The following is a 17,398-nucleotide window of genomic DNA, read 5'->3' as shown; positions in this document are numbered from 1 at the left end:
ATTTCCTCAAACTTTAATTTACAGTTAAAACATCATGTTACTGGTTATTTTGCCGTTTTGTCTTTTCCCCCGCTCCGTTCCTGCCAGGCTTGATAATATTCATATAAAAGATGTGGGTATCACCGCGTCTGGCCATTATGCTGAATAAGGAGCGCTGTCGTGAGCTATCAAAATGTTATGGTCCTGCAGGATCTGCCGCAGATGAAGCCGGTAAAAGCCCCGGTGGGTGACACTGATGTTTTGCTGATCCGTAACGGGGAATCCGTTAATGCTTACCAGGCGAGCTGCCCGCATGCAGGCGCTCCGCTGGAGCAGGGAGCGATTTGTGACGACCAGCTGATTTGCCCGTGGCATAAAGCAGTATTCAATCTGAGTGATGGCTCGCTGGCAGAGCCGCTGGCGCTAAGCCATCTGCAGCGATATGCCTTACGCATTGAAAATGGCATGGTGCAGGTGGATCCTGAACCGCTGACAACGACTAAACCTCACCAGGGCGGCGATAAAACGCCGGTATTTGTTATCCTCGGCAGCGGAGCGGCAGGAAGCGCGGCGGCGTGGACGCTGCGTGATGAAGGATTTAACGGCAAGCTGATTCTGGTGGATCGCGAGCCAGAAGCCCCTTATGACCGCACCGCATTAAGTAAGTTTGTTCCTTCCGGCAATATGAAAATCAGCGAAGTGCCCTCAATGCTGGATAAGGCGTTCCTGCAACAGGTCAATCGTGTGTATGGCGATGTGGAGCGGCTCGATAGTCGTGAGCAGCAACTCTATTTTGCCGATGGTTCGACACTGCACTTTGATAAATTACTGATCGCCAGCGGCGGGGTGCCACAGCGCCCGGATATTAGCGGTAAGGCGCTGTTTGGCGTTCATCTGTTACGCAGCATTGAGCAGGCCGATACGCTGCTTAAAGAGGTCGACAGTCAGCAGAAGCTGGTGATTATCGGCAACAGTTTTATCGGCATGGAACTGGCTTCGGCGCTACGCGCGAAGAAAATTGATGTGCAGGTGATCGCCCGCCAGCCGCTGCCGTTTAAAGCGCAATTTGGCGAGCAGATCGCCACGTTTTTCCGTCAGTTGCATGAAGAGAATGGTGTGCGTTTTGTGGAGGGCGAAGTGGCGGCGCTACAGGGTGAGCAGCATGTCAGTGGTGTCCAGCTGAAAAGTGGCGAAGTGGTGCCAGCCGATGTAGTGCTGTTTGCCACCGGGATCGCGCCCGCGACCGGTTTTATTCATGATATTGCTCTGCTGGATGATGGCAGTCTGCACACCGATGCCGAATTGCAGGTGGGTAATAATATCTGGGCAGTAGGGGATATTGCGACTTACCCAACCGCAGATGGCGAGTTACGTATTGAACACTATCGCGTAGCGCACCAGCAGGGGCGCGTGGCGGCGAAGAATATGCTGGGAGCGGCGGAGGCGTTTGATCGGGTACCGTTTTTCTGGACCGCACATTTTGGTACGCGCTATGAATATCTGGGTCATGCCAGCGAATGGGATCAGTTTGAACTGATTGGCTCGTTAGCGGAGAAAACGTTTATCGCGTTCTATGGTCAGCAGGGAAAACTGGTCGCTGTGGCTTCGTGCGGTATGTACACCCTGACCGCAGAGCTGATCAAGCGGATGCAGCAGCCGATGACGGTTGAGCAGGCCATCAGCCTCGCAGAGCAGTATCAGTAACGGCATACGGGGCGGGAGAGGCATTTCCCGCCCGCTGTAATCAGGACTTTTTGCTCAGTGCTTCCGACTTCGCCATACACTGGCGCATTGCTTCGATCACCGCCGCACGGAAACCTTTCTCTTCCAGAACCTTAACCGCTTCAATGGTGGTGCCGCCCGGCGAGCAGACCATATCTTTCAGTTCGCCAGGATGCTTGCCGGTTTCCAGCACCATCTGCGCCGAGCCTTTTACCGCCTGCGCGGCAAACTGATATGCCTGCGCGCGCGGCATACCGCCGAGCACTGCCGCATCGGCCATCGCTTCAATAAACATAAACACGTAGGCCGGTGCAGATCCGCTGACGCCAACCACCGCGTGAATCAGATATTCATCAACCACGGCAGCTTTGCCGAAGCTGTTGAAAATCGCCACCACTTCATCGGTCTCTTGCTGCGTGACCAGCGCGTTAGGCGTCACTGAAGTCATACCCTCATTCACCAGCGCCGGAGTGTTCGGCATCACGCGTACAATTTTGCGGTCATGGCCCAGCGCCATCGCCAGTGAATCGAGGGTGACGCCAGCGGCGATCGATACCACCAGCGTCTCTTTATGCAGGCTGCTGGCCACCTCTTTCAGCACTTTCAGGATGACGTTTGGCTTAACCGCAGCAAACAGAATATCAGCCTGTTTCGCCACCTCTTCCGCGCTTTGCGCCGGGGTGATGCCATACTGTTGTTGCATCGCCTGATTGGTCGCGGGTTTATGATCAAATACCCAGATATTTTCAGGTTTAAGCAGTCCACCGGCCACCAGACCACCAATAATGGCTTTAGACATATTCCCGCAGCCGATAAAACCTATCTTTTTCTCCAGCATCTTATTTCCTTAATGCGTTCTGTATTCACTGCCGACCAGCTTACGACATTCTCCACCTTAATCCAGCTTCAGCTACGCTTAAAACAGAGTTAGCCGGCAAGATAAACACAGATAAAATTTGCCATTCTCGAAAAGAACGGCAAGATCTCCATCGTTCCCCAATCCTGACAGGAAATGTTATGCCAATCTGGGTGGATGCCGATGCGTGTCCAAAAGTGATTAAAGAGGTGCTGTATCGCGCCGCCGATCGTGCACAGGTCGAGATTACCTTTGTGGCCAATCAGCCACTGAATGTTCCGCCATCGCGTTTTTTACGTACGCTGCAGGTTCCTGCCGGTTTTGATGTCGCTGACAATGAAATTGTCCGTCGTGCAGAGAAGGGCGATCTGGTGGTGACTGCGGATATTCCGCTGGCGGCGGAAGTGATGGAGAAAGGGGCGATAGCGCTTAATCCACGCGGTGAGCGCTACAGCAATGCCACCATTCGTGAACGTCTGACGATGCGTGACTTTATGGATACCATGCGTTCCAGTGGCATTCAGACCGGCGGCCCGAGCGCGCTGAGCCAGAAAGATCGCCAGCAGTTCGCCAATGAACTGGATAAGTGGATAGTACGCGGGTAAACATTATCACGGTCGCCTGCGTGACCACGGGAGCCGAAAACAGATTCCCTGCAACATATTGAATTAAATGAGAAATTATAGGGCGACGTTCTCGCCGCCCATGCATATCGCTTTCGCATCAGACAAAACTATCATCATCGCCGAAATCATTATCATCAAAACCGTCGCTGCCGAAATCGCTGTAATCATTGGCGTTATCCTGCGGCAGACTGGCATCATGATTCAAAAACTGATCCTGACTACCCTGATTAAAGGTGTCGAGGCTGGTATCGACCGCCTCCGGCGTCGCCGGTTCGTTGATAATATTCACAATCTCTTCCGGCTGCGAGTGATGGAACATGCTGGTCAGCATATCCGCCATCACTACCCCACCGGCGACGCCGACCGCAGTCTGCAACGCGCCACCGAGAAAACCGGTACCGCGCGCCGCACCTGCTGCCGGGGCGTTGTACGCCGGTTGCTGCTGTTGTTGCGCAGGCGCGCTGTTCCAGGCGGATTGCGCAGGCTGTTGCGGTTGTGCAGGACGGCTACCGCCGCCAAACAGGCCGGACAGAAAACCGCCGCTGCTCTGTTGTGGTTGCTGCTGTTGCGCCTGCGTCAGGCGACTCTCCAGCTCGCTGACTCGCTCATTAAGCTTTTTCATTGCCGCTTCCTGAATCAGAATCGCCTGCGCCATATAATAGGGGGCGGCAGGTTGTTGCTGCAGCTGGCTGGCGATCAGTTTTTCCGCCGCCGCATCGCGCGGTGCGGACTGCGATTCGGCCTGCTTCAGTCGGCTAAACAGACTCTCAATCAATTGTTGTTCTTCGTTCTGCATGGTAAACCTCCGTAAACAGGGACAGGCTAATTGTGGCAATCGTATCGGGAAAGTAAATCGGCATCGGGTAAGGAGATGTTGCCAGTACCAAAAACGGCGGCAATGCACAAAATGTGCATCAAATTACGCCGGTAAATCAGCTGGTTAGCCAGGATCTTTGTGCGTCTGGCTGCAAAAATGACGTAACGTCTGGCTCAGCGAAAAAATTGACGGTATGATGCGACGCAAAGTTGACCTGTTTTAATCCCATGTTGGTGAGTATGTTGCCCCCAATAATGCGGCTGAGGATGTGCCATTTATGTCGTTACCCATCTATCTGATCGGCGCCCGCGGATGCGGCAAAACTACCGTTGGACTCGCGCTTTCCCAGGCGCTGGCCTATGCGTTCAGCGATACCGATTATTTCCTGCAACAGACGACGCAACAGACCGTTGCCGAAATTGTGGCGGCTGAAGGATGGGAAGGCTTTCGTCGCCGTGAAACACAAGCGCTGATGGCGGTGACTGCGCCCTCAACGGTGATCGCTACCGGCGGCGGGATGGTGCTGGCGGAAGAGAACCGTCGCTTTATGCGCGAACATGGCCGGGTGGTTTATCTGAAAGCCGACCCCGAGGTGCTGGCCTCGCGTCTTGAAGCCTATCCTGAAGAGGATCAGCGACCCACGCTGACCGGGCGTCCGATTGCCGATGAGATGGTGGAAGTGCTGGCCCAGCGCGACAGACTCTATCAGCAGGCCGCACATCATGTGATCAATGCGATGCAGACCCCTGAGCAAGTGGTGCAGACGCTGTTGCAAACCCTGTCACTGGCCCGCGCCAGCTAAATTTCCCCTGCGCCAATCCCGGACACGAGCGGTGAGAACGCCGCTCATGCAGTGTTACGGAAAAATCCCCTGCATTGTCTATACTTAACCTCTGGATATCACATTATCATCCACAATAAGAGGGAACATATTATGGCGACAAGACCTCCATATCCACGCGAAGCGCGTATCGAAGCGGTTGAGAAGGGCACGGCAGACAAGACCGTCACCTGGTATCAGCTGCGCGCCGATCACCCTCATGAAAATACGCTGATTAGTGAGCATCAAACCGAACAGGAAGCGCTGGATGCGAAGCAGCGCTATGAGGATGTTGAGAAAGAGTAGATAAAACACTTTTTCTCAGATGATTAACTTTTGCTTATTACCCGCCAGACAATGAAATAATATTTAGCATATTCTTCGGGGGATTTTTTCCCCCTTTGGCGATCTCCGCATATTTTTCTTTTCACAGCAGTGTATTGTCCCCTCATTCAGTTTTACCCCGCATATTGTGCTGCGCTAAATACCCATCGTGATAAATGAGAACTTGACGGGCAAAGACATCGGTCTTAGTTTCAATGCAGATCAAACAGGAACTTAGTTCCATATATCGGAACATCTTTATGACCACCCTGGAAAATGCCGCTGCGGTATTAAAACTTTTTACCCGTTACGGCGTGATGCAAGGTCAGCCGGGATTGTCATTCAGCGATGTGGTCGAATCTCTGGGGCTGCCAAAAAGCACCGTTTCACGGCTGCTGGCGACCATGGAGTCACAGGGACTGCTGGAGCGTGATCCTGATACGCGCTGTTTCCATATTGGCCGCGTATTGCTATCGGTAGCCAGCAGCTATCTGTCAACGCCGCTGGTCGACAGTGCTTCGCCCCTGATGGCGCGACTGGCGACAGAGTCCAATGCCACCGGCTATATCTCGGTGCTGGATGGGCGCGAAATTATTGTGATGCGCATGTTCCACTGCCGGCAGTTTATTCAGGTGGTCACGCCTGCGGGCAGCCGTTCTCCGGCGGCGGAAACCTCGGTAGGACGCGCGATTCTGGCGCGTCACAGCGACGACTATATTCGTGCGCTGTATCAGGATACCTGGCAGGTCAGCTCGCCAAACTCACCGCAAACGCTGGATGAGTTACTGGCGGCGCTGGCGCAAGTGCGGCAGCAGGGATGGGCGCTGGCCCGTAACGAAACACTGCAGGGTATCAGTTCGCTGGCAACGGCGGTCAGCAATAAACATCGTGATGAAACGATTGGCGTTTGCCTCTCTTTTCCTTCGACGGAAGGCCAGCAGCGTTATTCACCACTGGTTTTAACCGCGTTGATGACCACTGCGCATCAACTGGCCGAAAAATTTGGCGATCTGGTATGGCTGCAAAAATATCCGGGTCGTCAGTGAGTACTTTGCGCCTCACCAGGGAAAGCAAAGTGCAGTAAAAGCCAGCACCAGGCTTTATTTTCAATATAACAACGTAAGCAAAGTCCGCAGAGACTGACTCGGGTAATTCTCCTCTCAACGTTCCTGAGGGGGAATTAACCTTATTTACCAATCCGATAATAATGAAATAAACCGACAGACAGGGTAATTCAACGAGGAAACTATGCGGCAGGATAATCCATTAAAGGATATTGGCATCGTCGTGATGCTGATTCTCCTTTCAGTTCTCGGCGCTATTATTGGCGTGCAATTATTAACGACACTGGGTGTAACACCTAATACCTCAATTATTGGCGCGCTGCTGGCAATGTTATTAGCGCGTATGCCAATGAAAGCCTTCCAGCGTTACCGCTCCGTGCATACGCAAAACCTGGCGCAAACCGCTATCTCTTCCGCCACCTTTGGCGCGGCGAATAGCCTGTTAATGCCGATCGCGGTGCCGTGGGTGATGGGGCAACCGCAGCTGGTGCTGCCGATGTTTGTCGGTGTCTCGGCGGCGATGCTGCTGGATGCGTATTTACTCTATCGTCTGTTTGATACGCGCGTGTTCCCGGCCAGCAATGCATGGCCGCCAGGCGTTGCCGCCGCAGAAGCGATTAAAGCCGGTGATAAGGGTGGTAAACAGGCGTGGCTGCTGGTGGTGGGGATAGTCGGCGGCGTTGCGGGTTCGATGCTGAAAATCCCGATGGCGGCGTTTGGTACAGCGTTTATCGGCAATATCTGGGCGCTGAGTATGTTCGGTATTGGTCTGCTGCTGCGTGCTTATTCTGAGCCGATTGCTGGCATCGATATTAATGCTAACTATATTCCGCATGGCGTGATGGTTGGCGCGGGTCTGGTGGCGCTGATTCAGGTGGTGCAGGTGATCCGCAGTAAGAAAACCGATAACAGCGGCTACTCCAGCCCGGACAGCGAAGTGCGTAAGGCGCTGGGACTGGGATCGGTAGGTTATGTGCTGATTGCTGCGCTGCTGGCGCTGGCCGCCGGTTTATGGAGTGAGATGTCACTGCCGATGCTGCTGCTGTTTATCGTCTATGCCGCGTTTGCCGCCTTTGTGCATGAGCTGATTGTCGGGATTGCCGCGATGCACTCCGGCTGGTTCCCGGCGTTTGCCGTGGCGTTGATTACGCTGATTATCGGTATTCTGATTGGCTTCCCGCCGCTGGCGCTCTGCGTGTTAACCGGTTTTACCGCCGCGACCGGCCCGGCTTTCGCCGATATGGGTTACGATCTGAAAGCCGGTTTTGTGCTGCGCGGTCATGGTAAAAATCTGCAGGAAGAGCTGTGGGGACGACGGATTCAGCTGATTGCCGCACTGATTGCCTTTGTGGTGGCGATTCCGGTGGTGTGGTACGCGCATTACAGCTATTTCGCACAGGATTTACTGCCGCCAGTGGCGCGGGTATATGCCAAAACCATTCAGGCCGGTGCGGAGCCGGGGATTGCCATGAGCCTGCTGATTTGGGCGATTCCGGGGGCGATTATTCAGTTAATTGGCGGACCAAAACGCCAGCTGGGCGTGTTGCTGGCAACCGGCCTGCTGATTAATAACGCCGCCGCTGGTTGGGCAATTATTGCCGGTATCGTACTGCGTCTGATTATCAGCCGCGTCTGGGGCGAGCGTGGCCGTACGCCAATGGAAGTGATGGCCGCCGGATTTATTGCCGGTGACGCACTGTACAGCTTCTTCCACTCGATCTTTGCCAGTGGCGCTAAAAAATAAAACGAGGATTCAACAATGAGTTTGCAACAAACTTTGCAGGTTTTTGAGTTAATGGACCACGCCAGGGTCAGTGGTCAGGATATCGTCGATCTGTTTGCCGGTTATGCCGGTGTGAAAGCCACCACCCATCGGGTGGATGGCGAGAAAGGCGGCACCGATTTCGTGCGTATCGAGATCCACGGTAGCGATGGCAAACTGAACGGCGGTAAGGCGGCCACCCTTGGCATTATTGGTCGTCTCGGCGGTATTGGCGCGCGTCCGACGCGTATTGGTCTGGTTTCCGATGCGGATGGCGCAGTGGCGGCGGTCGCCAGCGCCCTGAAGCTGGCAGAGATGCAGCGCAAAGGCGATCCGCTGGCGGGCGATGTGATTATCACTACCCATATCTGTCCCGATGCGCCAACCCGTCCGCATGAGCCGGTCGATTTTATGGACTCGCCAATCGACGATCTGTCGATGAGCAGCAATGAAGCGATTGCTGAGGCAGATGCTATTCTTTCCATTGATACTACCAAGGGAAATCGCATTCTGAATCACAAAGGTTACGCGCTGTCACCAACGGTGAAAGAGGGCTATATCCTGCGCGTTTCAGAAGATCTGCTGCGCATTATGGAGATGACCAGCGGCCGTCCGGCGGTGACTTTCCCGATTACCACCCAGGACATCACGCCATACGGCAACGGTATCTACCATCTGAACAGTATCTTACAGCCTTCAACCGCTACCGATGTGCCGGTAGTAGGCGTGGCAATCTGTGCTGAATCAGTGGTGCCAGGCTGTGGTACTGGTGCAAGCCATGAAGTGGATATTGCGCTGACGGCGAAATTCGCCGTAGAAGTGGCAAAAGAGTTTGGGCGCGGTACCTGCCAGTTCTATGACGCAGAAGAGTATGCGCGTCTGGTGGCAATGTACGGCTCTCTGGGGCATCTTCGCGCGCGGAAATAATCATGAAGCAGACACTGGTTACGCTTACCATTGGTCAGTCTCCACGTAGTGACATACTGCCGCTGCTGCTGGAACATATGCCGGAAGAACAGATTGCTCATGCCGGATTACTCGACGGGCTGACGGCCGCCGAGGTTGAGCAGCAGTTTGCGCCGCAAGCTGATGAAAAGATCCTGGTTTCGCGTTTGCAGGATGGTTCACAGGCGCGTCTGTCGGCGGCTAAAGTTGAGATCGGCCTGCAGAGCAAGATTCTGGCGCTGGAGGAGCAGGGGTACCAGATTATCCTGCTGCTCTGCACCGGTGAGTTCGGCCAGCTGCGCGCCAGTAACGCGCTGCTGCTGGAGCCGGATCGCATTATTCCACCGCTGATTAAATCGATTGTCGACAGCCATCAGGTGGGGATTGTGGTGCCGGTGCAGGAACAGATTCGTGAGCAGGCGAGTAAATGGCGCCACCTCAGCAAAGTGCCATGTTTTGCCGTCGCCAGTCCTTATCTCAGCGATGATGACACCCTCAGCGCAGCGGCGTTGTCGCTGAAGGAGCAGGGGGCGGATGTGGTAGTGCTGGACTGTATTGGCTATCACCAGTATCACCGTGATTTCCTGCAGAAATTGCTGGAAATTCCGGTGCTGTTGTCGAATGTGCTGGTGGCGAAACTGGCTGCTGAACTGCTGGTGTAATCAGGGCGTGAGGCGTGCGACATTGCGTAGCAATTTTGCGTGACAGAGCGTTAAACAAACCTCTACACTGACTTTTCACATATTTTTAGGTTTCGAGGAAGTTGCATGCTCAACGTTAGTGAGTACTTTGACGGAAAAGTGAAATCCATTGGTTTCACCAGTGCCAGCACCGGACGCGCGAGCGTTGGCGTGATGGTGGAAGGTGAATACAACTTTGGCACTGCCCAGGCAGAAGAGATGACAGTGGTAAGTGGTTCACTGAAAGTTCTGTTGCCAGGTGAAACCGAGTGGAAACTCTATCAGGCGGGGGCGGTATTTAACGTTCCTGAGCACAGCGAGTTCCATCTGCAGGTTGCCGAACCGACCTCCTATCTGTGCCGCTACCTGTAAACTGTCACTGGCCGGAGATCCCCGGCCAGCCTTACCCTTCTACGTTTTTTTGCCGTTAACCGCCGGATTCTCCTCCAGCGCCACCATCAGTTGCGACAGCGCATTATCCAGCTCCGCCAGGGTGTTCTCCGGAATTAACGCCAGCAGTTTTTTCTCGTTAATCACATGCACTTCCACTACGCGATTAATCAGCGATAAGCCTTTTTCCGTCAGCTGCACCAGCATACTGCGGGCATCATCGGCATTGGGCAGTCTCTCAATCAGCTCGCTGGCTTCCAGTAATTTCAGGCGATGCGTCATGGTGCCGGAGGTAATCATCAGGGTGGAAAATAGTGCGGTGGGCGACAGATTAAAAGGCGCACCGGAGCGGCGCAGGGTGGCCAGCATATCGAACTGCCAGCGCGTCAGGCCAAAAGGGGTGAAGGCCGCTTCAATCTTCGGCTCCAGCAGCATATTGCATCGTTTCAGACGGCCAATCGGCCCCATCGGACTGGTGTCAATATCAGGCCTTTCCCGTCGCCACTGTTGCAGAATTACATCAACCGTATCAGATTTGCGACTAGTCATACGCGCTCCGCTACCTTGATATCGAGGTAATTAACAACGATGTAACAGATTTCTAAGGTCAGGATAACTCGCCAGGCGTGATGTCGCCCGTGATCGGAAGCGCAACTTAGTGCGTTAATATGCAGTTTTTAAATCTGGGTCGGGGCAATGTGCCCGCCATTTGAACGGGAGCTGATAATGCTGCCCTGAGGAGGGTTAAACGCGTTTCGGCCTCGCCATGGTGCATATCATCGGCATGGGCGGCGAGAACGCCACCCTACAGAAATTCACAGGCTTATGTAGAGGCGGCGTTCTCGCCGCCCGGGATGATTAACGCTGAGCTTCACCACCCAGAGCTTCCACCAGATTACTGACCAGAGCGGTCAATTCGCTGGTCATCAGAATAAAGTCAGCGTCGAAGCGCAGGGCGAAGTCTTCGCGGTCAATATCGTCGTTCTGCTCACGCAGGGTGTCGGCAAACTTCAGGCGTTTCAGTGAGCCATCGTCGGACAGCAGTAGCTGAATACGTTCCTGCCAGTCGAGCGCCAGTTTGGTAACCAGTTTGCCCGCTTCAATATGGTTAGCGATCTCGTCACACACCAGATCCTGCTTCTTACAACGGATCACGCCGCCATCTTCAAGCAGCGCTTTCAGCTCGGCTTCATCCATCAGCGCAAAACCGGCCGGGACATCGCCTGAACGCACCCATTCAGTCAGCGTCAGTTCGATCGGGCTTTCCAGCGTCAGCGGCACCACCGGCAGTGAGCCCATGCTTTTGCGCAGCAACGCCAGCGTATCTTCGGCTTTTTTGGCGCTGGCGCAGTCGACCATAATCAGGTTGTTAACTGTATCAATCCACAAAAAGGTCTGGCTGAAACGGCTGAAGGCGCGCGGCAGCAGGCTGTGCAGCACTTCATCTTTCAGCGAGTCTTTTTCGGTCTTTTTTAGTTTGCGCTGCTGTTCGCTTTCCAGCTTATCGATTTTCGCTTCCAGCGCCTGTTTAATCACCGGCGATGGCAGGATCTTCTCTTCTTTACGCGCACAAATCAGGATCTGGCCATTATTTACGTGGGTCAGGGCATCGCTGCGCGAACCCATTGGCGAAACCCAACCGGTTTTTGCCATATCCTGACTGCCGCAGGGACTAAAGGAAAATGCTTCGAGTTGTTTTTCCATATCGTCCGTCGACAGCGGAATGTCACGATTCAGACGATAAACCATCAAATTTTTAAACCACAACATGGTGTTTTCCTTCGCCGGGGCGCGATCTGGCGCGCAAGTCTTAAAGTCAGCGCGCATGATAGCGAAACATCGCCGCGGTTTCATTGCCTTTCAAGCTGCGCCCTTCTAATGTAACTGTCTCTGCGTCGCATAATGAGGACAAAAACGTGCGTATAGGTATCGATTTAGGCGGCACCAAAATTGAGGTGATTGCGTTATCCAACCAGGGCGAAGAGCTGTTTCGTCACCGCGTGTCCACGCCGCGTGACGACTATCAGAAGACCGTCGACGCCATTGTCGGACTGGTGACCCTTGCAGAAGAAAAGACCGCGCAACAGGGCAGTGTGGGCATCGGTATTCCGGGCACGCTGTCACCGTATAGCGGCAAGGTAAAAAATGCGAACTCCACCTGGCTGAACGGTCAGCCGCTGGATAAAGATCTTGCGGCACGACTCCAGCGCGAAGTGCGGGTGGCCAATGATGCTAACTGCCTGGCGGTGTCCGAAGCGGTAGATGGCGCGGCGGCGGGCAAAGCGACGGTGTTTGCGGTGATTATCGGCACCGGCTGCGGCGCTGGCGTGGCGTTAAATGGTCAGGCGCATATCGGCGGCAACGGTAATGCGGGTGAGTGGGGCCATAATCCGCTGCCGTGGATGGATGAAGATGAACTGCGTTACCGTCTGGAAGTGCCCTGTTACTGTGGTAAAGCGGGCTGTATTGAGACCTTTATTTCCGGCACCGGTTTCGCCACCGATTATCAGCGCCTCAGCGGTCAGTCACGCAAAGGGGCAGAGATTATTCAGTTACTGGAGCAGCAGGATCCTGTCGCTGAACTGGCAATGAGTCGCTATGAGCAGCGGCTGGCAAAATCGCTGGGGCAGGTGATTAATATTCTCGATCCGGATGTGATTGTGATGGGCGGCGGGATGAGCAATGTTGCGCGGCTGTATCAGACGGTACCGCTGTTGCTGAAAAACTGGGTGTTTGGTGGTGAGTGTGAAACCCCGGTGTTGCAGGCGCGGCATGGTGACTCCAGCGGCGTGCGTGGTGCGGCCTGGCTCTGGCCGCTGTAGCATAAACTGGCCCTCTCCCGTCAGCAGGAGAGGGCTGTAACCCTTACTCGACGCCGGACAGCATCGCATCCGCTGGCGCATTGCTGCGCTGGGTTTTGGTCATCAGGAAGTAAATATAACCGGCCGCCATCATCGCGATAAAGATCCCGCCAATTAAGGGGTTAAACCACAGCATCGCAATCAGACAGACTACCGCCAGCACCAGTGCAATCGCCGGTACAACTGGATAGCCTGGCGCACGGAAGCTGCGCGCCATCTGCGGCTCGGTACGACGCAGACGGAACAGGCTCAGCATACTCATCAGATACATCACGATAGCGCCGAATACCGCCATGGTGATCATCGCCGCGGTCAGCGTCATCCCCTGCAGATTAATCCAGCTGTCACTAAAAATCGCCGCGATGCCAATCAGACCACCGGCAATAATCGCGCGGTGCGGCGTCTGGAAGCGGGAGAGTTTTGCCAGCGCGGGTGGCAGATAACCGGCGCGCGACAGGGCAAAGAACTGACGTGAATAACCGAGAATAATGCCGTGGAAGCTGGCTACCAGACCGAACAGGCCAATCCACACCAGCATATGCATCCAGCCAGAGTTTTCGCCGACAATCATTTTCATCGCCTGCGGCAGCGGATCGTTGATATTCGACAGGGTGCGCCAGTCGCCCGCGCCGCCCGCCAGCAGCATCACGCCAATCGCCAGCACCACCAGCGTCAGAATACCGCTGATATAGGCTTTCGGAATGGTGCGCTTTGGATCTTTCGCCTCTTCGGCGGCCATCGCCGCGCCCTCAATCGCCAGGAAGAACCAGATAGCAAACGGAATTGCGGCAAAGATGCCGGATACCGCAGGCATACCGAAGCTGTCGCCGCCAGACCAGCCGTTGGCGACAAAATTAGCCATACTAAAGCCCGGCGCCACCACCCCCATAAACACCAGCAGCTCACCTACCGCCAGCACTGTGACGCAGAGTTCAAACATCGCCGCCAGTTTTACGCCGAGAATATTAAGCGTCATAAACACGATATAGGCGCCAACGGCGGCATATTTCGGATTCAGCTCCGGGAACTGCACATTAAGATAGGCGCCAATCGCCATCGCAATCGCCGGTGGGGCAAAGACAAATTCAATCAGCGTTGCCATGCCGGCAATCAGGCCACCGGTTTCGCCAAAGGCGCGACGGCTGTAAGCAAAAGGTCCGCCAGCATGCGGAATGGCGGTAGTCAGTTCGGTAAAGCTGAAGATAAAGCAGGTGTACATGGTGGCGATCAGTGCGGTGGTGAGCAGAAACCCCAGAGTGCCAGCTACGCCCCAGCCGTAGCTCCAGCCGAAATACTCGCCGGAAATGACCAGACCTACCGCTATGCCCCACAGATGTATCGTGCCCAGAGTGGGCTTGAGCTTACTTGTCACTGTCATATTACACTCCCCGCTATTATCTTGTTATTTCGAGGTCAGCGCCTCGCCCCGGTTTTCGCTTGCCAACAGGGTTTGATAATGACGCCGCCGCGGCCGGGAAAACTTGACGCTGGCGCACTAAGTTTTGTCATCTATAGTCAACTCAGAGGCAGGAAAAGCGCCCGCTGTACGCTGCGGTCAACATTGGGTCGTCTGCGGTCAAGCCGAACGGATGTCAGGCATCACATGCTGGTAACACTTTTGTTATCCACGGAGCCTGACTTATGAGTGCCAAACAATATGACACCCTTGATAACACTGCGCTGACCGCGCTGGCGCACGCTGCCCTCGCACAATACCCGGCGGCGCTGCAGGGCGAACTGAGCCTGCTGTGTCGATCTGAAAACGCCACTTTTCTGCTGGTGGCTAACGGCCAGCGCTACGCTCTGCGCCTGCATCGCGGTGATTACCATCAGAAAGCGGATATCGAAAGTGAGCTGCACTGGCTGAATGCCTTGCGTGATACCGGTGTTGTGGTGCCGCAAGCGGTGCTAAACCGTCAGGGCGAAGCGGTGCAGACGCTGACGCTGCCGGATGGCGGCGAGCGTTATGTGGTACTGTTTCACTGGATCGAAGGCGAAATGCCAACCACCGATGTTGATCCACGCGCCTTCCGCCAGCTGGGCCATATCACCGCTCGTCTGCATCAGCACAGCCGACAGTGGCAGCGACCGGCAGGTTTTCAGCGCATTATCTGGGATCACCACACCATGGTCAGTCCCGACAGCCATTGGGGGCACTGGCAGGACGCACCGAATCTGCAAACCGCCGATCGCGCCATTGTTGAGCAGGCGATTACGCGGATTGGCGATGAGCTGGCAGAGTATGGCAAAGGGGCCGATCGTTACGGTCTGATCCATGCCGATCTGCGCCTGACCAATCTGCTGCTGCACAAGGGTGAAACGCGGGTGATCGACTTTGACGACTGCGGTTTCGGCTGGTACTTGCACGATCTTGCCGCCGCCATCAGCTTTGTGGAACACCATCCACGTGCCGCCGAGTGGGTGGATCACTGGATTCACGGCTACGAGCAGGTGGCGCATATTTCCGATGCCGATATGGCGCTGGTGCCGACTCTGCTGATGCAGCGGCGTATTCAGCTGCTGGCATGGGCCGGTTCCCATGCCGAGACGGAAATGGCGCAAAGCCTCGGGCCGCAATGGGCCGATCATTCAGTGCGTCTGTGCCGCCGCTATCTGGACACCACACAGCTGCCGGTCGGCGCCTGAATCTGCACTATCATCGGGCAGGGATGCGCATTGGCGGTGCCCGGCCGATGATTTCTCTCAGCTAACCTGCTGATTATCCTCGCTACTGTGATTGGTATGAAACTTGCTGCTGTATCAGCATAACTCTACATTTTGCAGCGCAAGGCGAGGCGATGATGGAAAATGTCATAACCAGACAACCCGAGATGGCTGGCGTGCTGGCCGCCGGGTTTGCCAGCAACCGCGGTGTACTGGCCGCCGCAGCCAGTGGATTGGGGGATTTTATCTGTGATAAGGGCGGCGATGTCGATCGTATTTTCGGCGTCAGCGGCATCGATCCTGAACTGCTGGCCAGTCCGACCCTGAGTCTCGGGCTGATCAACTACTGTCGGGTGCTGGAAGAAGCGGCGCGATCGTCCGGGTTTGATAACTTCGGTTTGCACTACGGCAAGCAGTTTAAACCGCAGTCATTAGGTCTGATTGGTTATGTCGGCCTCTGCTCGGCGAATCTTGAGCAGGCGCTACAGAATGTGGTCAATGCGTTTCCCTTTCATCAGCACGACACCCTGACACGGCTGGTGGACAGAGGCGAATGCTGGCGCTTTGACTATCAGGTCAGGCATGGCGCGATTCTCTGTCGTCGTCAGGATGCTGAGCTGACGCTGGGGATGATTATGAATCTGATCCGTCATGTCACCGGCAAAAGCTGGTCACCGCGTGAAGTGCATTTTGAACATCCACGCCCGGAACAGTGGCATGAGCACTGTAAAGTGTTTGATGCGCCGGTCTACTTTGATCAGCCGTTTAATTCGCTGGTGATCCCGAAACGCGATCTGGCGCGGGCGATGCCGGACAGCGATCCGATCCTGCTTACCGTAATGCAGGATGCGATCCGCCGGCTTAACTGTAGCGCGCCGCAGCAGAATATTGTTGATCAGGCGCGATCGCAGGTGCATCTGGCGCTGTTACAGGGCGAGCCGGTACTGGATGAAGTGGCGGAAAAAATGGGACTGTCGAGCTGGTCGTTGCAGCGTCGGTTGCGCGATGAAGGGCTGAGTTTTACCGCGCTGGTGGATAAAGTGCGCTGTGAAATGGCCACTCACTATCTGCAACAAAAACAGCTGCCGATTTCGGAAATGGCGCTGCTGCTGGGATATTCGGAAGTCAGCGCCTTTTCGCGCGCCTTCCGCCGCTGGTTCGGTATCAGCCCGCGCCAGTGGCGTCAGGATGAACTGGCCGGTTAACTCCCAGGCCGCAGCCTGATTAAAAACTTTTTGGCGAGTTTATCCGGCGGCGGCGGCAGATTATCGGCGCTGCTGACCACGCCCCACGCCGTTTTGCACAACTCCTCATCGCCGACAGCGCTTAATACGTTATAACGGCCCTGGGGTTCCCAGATAATCGTCAGCGTACATTCGCGACCGGCAAACTGCTCAGCATCGTAGAAATTGCGCTGGATCCGGTACTGTATCTGCGAAAAATAGCGGCAATCTTGCTGTGACATATCTTCTGACGGCTTAACGCACTGTTTTTCCACCCAGGCCTGCACTTCACGGGCGTCAGGCGCTGAGGGAGTCGCCTGCCTGCTATGATTTGCCGACTGACACCCCGCCAGCATCAGTGCCACTCCGGCTATGCCGCCCGCCATCATCGCTGTTCGCTGTTTCGCTGATGTCATTTTATACCCAAATAGCTAAAGATTTTTTAATGTCAGCCGATAGCTTACAAGGTTAGCGTTCTGCTGACAGGTTATTCCAGCACTGCCAGACCATTTACAGATAATTCCTCTGCTGCCTTGCAGCGGCCGCCATTTATCGGTGGAAGAGCAAATAAAGCAGATAAGTTAGTCACGTATATAAATTATTGGTTAATTTAATTATCACTAATAAACCAAGTTGTTTTATTGCTGACTCTGGCTTTTATAAAA

Annotated in this window: 18 protein-coding genes; 12 read left to right on the top strand and 6 right to left on the bottom strand. The window is 54.8% G+C overall.

The window, feature by feature from the left end; translation table 11 throughout:
• Window positions 1–159 precede the first annotated feature (159 nt).
• The gene (locus N5923_RS01410) at window positions 160–1,683 is read left to right on the top strand and encodes an FAD-dependent oxidoreductase (RefSeq protein ID WP_267141488.1); all 1,524 of its coding nucleotides are present in this window, start codon (window positions 160–162) and stop codon (window positions 1,681–1,683) included.
• A gap of 40 nt (window positions 1,684–1,723) precedes the next feature.
• On the opposite strand, the gene proC is transcribed toward N5923_RS01410, so the two are convergent.
• On the bottom strand, window positions 1,724–2,539 hold the full coding sequence (proC, locus tag N5923_RS01405) for a pyrroline-5-carboxylate reductase (protein ID WP_267141487.1): 816 nt from the start codon (window positions 2,537–2,539) through the stop codon (window positions 1,724–1,726).
• A gap of 179 nt (window positions 2,540–2,718) precedes the next feature.
• Here proC and N5923_RS01400 point away from each other — a divergent pair, with 179 nt between their 5' ends.
• Complete coding sequence (locus tag N5923_RS01400) at window positions 2,719–3,162, top strand: YaiI/YqxD family protein (protein ID WP_267141486.1); 444 nt, start codon at window positions 2,719–2,721, stop codon at window positions 3,160–3,162.
• Window positions 3,163–3,280: 118 nt separating this feature from the next.
• On the opposite strand, the gene N5923_RS01395 is transcribed toward N5923_RS01400, so the two are convergent.
• The gene (locus tag N5923_RS01395; protein WP_267141485.1) at window positions 3,281–3,979 is read right to left on the bottom strand and encodes a DUF2076 domain-containing protein; all 699 of its coding nucleotides are present in this window, start codon (window positions 3,977–3,979) and stop codon (window positions 3,281–3,283) included.
• 298 nt (window positions 3,980–4,277) lie between these two features.
• On the opposite strand from N5923_RS01395, the gene aroL reads away from it, so the two are divergent.
• The 7 genes from aroL to ppnP all read left to right on the top strand — a co-directional run bounded on the left by aroL (window position 4,278) and on the right by ppnP (window position 9,967).
• A complete protein-coding gene (gene aroL, locus N5923_RS01390; protein ID WP_267141484.1) occupies window positions 4,278–4,802 on the top strand; it encodes a shikimate kinase AroL in 525 nt (174 codons plus the stop codon).
• A gap of 132 nt (window positions 4,803–4,934) precedes the next feature.
• The gene (locus tag N5923_RS01385; RefSeq protein WP_267141483.1) at window positions 4,935–5,126 is read left to right on the top strand and encodes a YaiA family protein; all 192 of its coding nucleotides are present in this window, start codon (window positions 4,935–4,937) and stop codon (window positions 5,124–5,126) included.
• Between the two features lie 278 nt (window positions 5,127–5,404).
• Entirely contained in the window at window positions 5,405–6,190 is a 786-nt protein-coding gene (locus tag N5923_RS01380) for an IclR family transcriptional regulator (protein ID WP_267141482.1), read from the top strand.
• Window positions 6,191–6,392: 202 nt separating this feature from the next.
• Window positions 6,393–7,952, top strand: coding sequence for an OPT/YSL family transporter (locus N5923_RS01375; protein WP_267141481.1), 1,560 nt, complete (start codon window positions 6,393–6,395; stop codon window positions 7,950–7,952).
• 15 nt (window positions 7,953–7,967) lie between these two features.
• Window positions 7,968–8,897, top strand: a complete 930-nt coding sequence (locus N5923_RS01370) for a DUF1177 domain-containing protein (protein WP_267141480.1) — start codon at window positions 7,968–7,970, stop codon at window positions 8,895–8,897.
• 2 nt (window positions 8,898–8,899) lie between these two features.
• Window positions 8,900–9,577 (top strand): AroM family protein, encoded by a 678-nt coding sequence (locus N5923_RS01365; RefSeq protein ID WP_267141479.1) that lies wholly within the window; start codon window positions 8,900–8,902, stop codon window positions 9,575–9,577.
• Between the two features lie 105 nt (window positions 9,578–9,682).
• Window positions 9,683–9,967, top strand: coding sequence for a pyrimidine/purine nucleoside phosphorylase (ppnP, locus tag N5923_RS01360; protein WP_267141478.1), 285 nt, complete (start codon window positions 9,683–9,685; stop codon window positions 9,965–9,967).
• A gap of 39 nt (window positions 9,968–10,006) precedes the next feature.
• On the opposite strand, the gene N5923_RS01355 is transcribed toward ppnP, so the two are convergent.
• Both N5923_RS01355 and rdgC read right to left on the bottom strand, forming a co-directional pair.
• Window positions 10,007–10,534 carry a MarR family winged helix-turn-helix transcriptional regulator gene (locus N5923_RS01355; RefSeq protein ID WP_267141477.1) on the bottom strand — a complete coding sequence of 176 codons (528 nt, stop codon included), beginning with the start codon at window positions 10,532–10,534 and terminating at the stop codon, window positions 10,007–10,009.
• A 309-nt stretch (window positions 10,535–10,843) separates the two neighbouring features.
• Window positions 10,844–11,755, bottom strand: a complete 912-nt coding sequence (rdgC, locus tag N5923_RS01350) for a recombination-associated protein RdgC (protein ID WP_267141476.1) — start codon at window positions 11,753–11,755, stop codon at window positions 10,844–10,846.
• A 146-nt stretch (window positions 11,756–11,901) separates the two neighbouring features.
• Here rdgC and mak point away from each other — a divergent pair, with 146 nt between their 5' ends.
• Window positions 11,902–12,807: a fructokinase gene (mak, locus tag N5923_RS01345; protein WP_267141475.1), complete on the top strand. Its 906-nt coding sequence runs from the start codon at window positions 11,902–11,904 to the stop codon at window positions 12,805–12,807.
• A gap of 43 nt (window positions 12,808–12,850) precedes the next feature.
• Here mak and eat read toward each other — a convergent pair whose 3' ends face one another.
• Window positions 12,851–14,218 (bottom strand): ethanolamine permease, encoded by a 1,368-nt coding sequence (eat, locus tag N5923_RS01340; RefSeq protein ID WP_267141492.1) that lies wholly within the window; start codon window positions 14,216–14,218, stop codon window positions 12,851–12,853.
• Between the two features lie 269 nt (window positions 14,219–14,487).
• Here eat and N5923_RS01335 point away from each other — a divergent pair, with 269 nt between their 5' ends.
• Window positions 14,488–15,492 carry a phosphotransferase enzyme family protein gene (locus N5923_RS01335; RefSeq protein WP_267141474.1) on the top strand — a complete coding sequence of 335 codons (1,005 nt, stop codon included), beginning with the start codon at window positions 14,488–14,490 and terminating at the stop codon, window positions 15,490–15,492.
• A 155-nt stretch (window positions 15,493–15,647) separates the two neighbouring features.
• Complete coding sequence (gene qhpR / locus N5923_RS01330; RefSeq protein WP_407704360.1) at window positions 15,648–16,715, top strand: AraC-like transcriptional regulator QhpR; 1,068 nt, start codon at window positions 15,648–15,650, stop codon at window positions 16,713–16,715.
• Here qhpR and N5923_RS01325 read toward each other — a convergent pair.
• Window positions 16,712–17,149, bottom strand: a complete 438-nt coding sequence (locus N5923_RS01325; protein ID WP_267141472.1) for a cell envelope integrity TolA C-terminal domain-containing protein — start codon at window positions 17,147–17,149, stop codon at window positions 16,712–16,714. The two genes, qhpR and N5923_RS01325, sit on opposite strands and share 4 nt — an antisense overlap.
• Window positions 17,150–17,398 lie beyond the last annotated feature (249 nt).

Source organism: Winslowiella arboricola, from assembly GCF_025527015.1.
GTDB classification, from domain to species: domain Bacteria; phylum Pseudomonadota; class Gammaproteobacteria; order Enterobacterales; family Enterobacteriaceae; genus Erwinia; species Erwinia arboricola.
The sequence above is the reverse complement of the archived record's forward strand: the minus strand, read 5'-3'. Positions and strand labels throughout refer to the sequence as shown.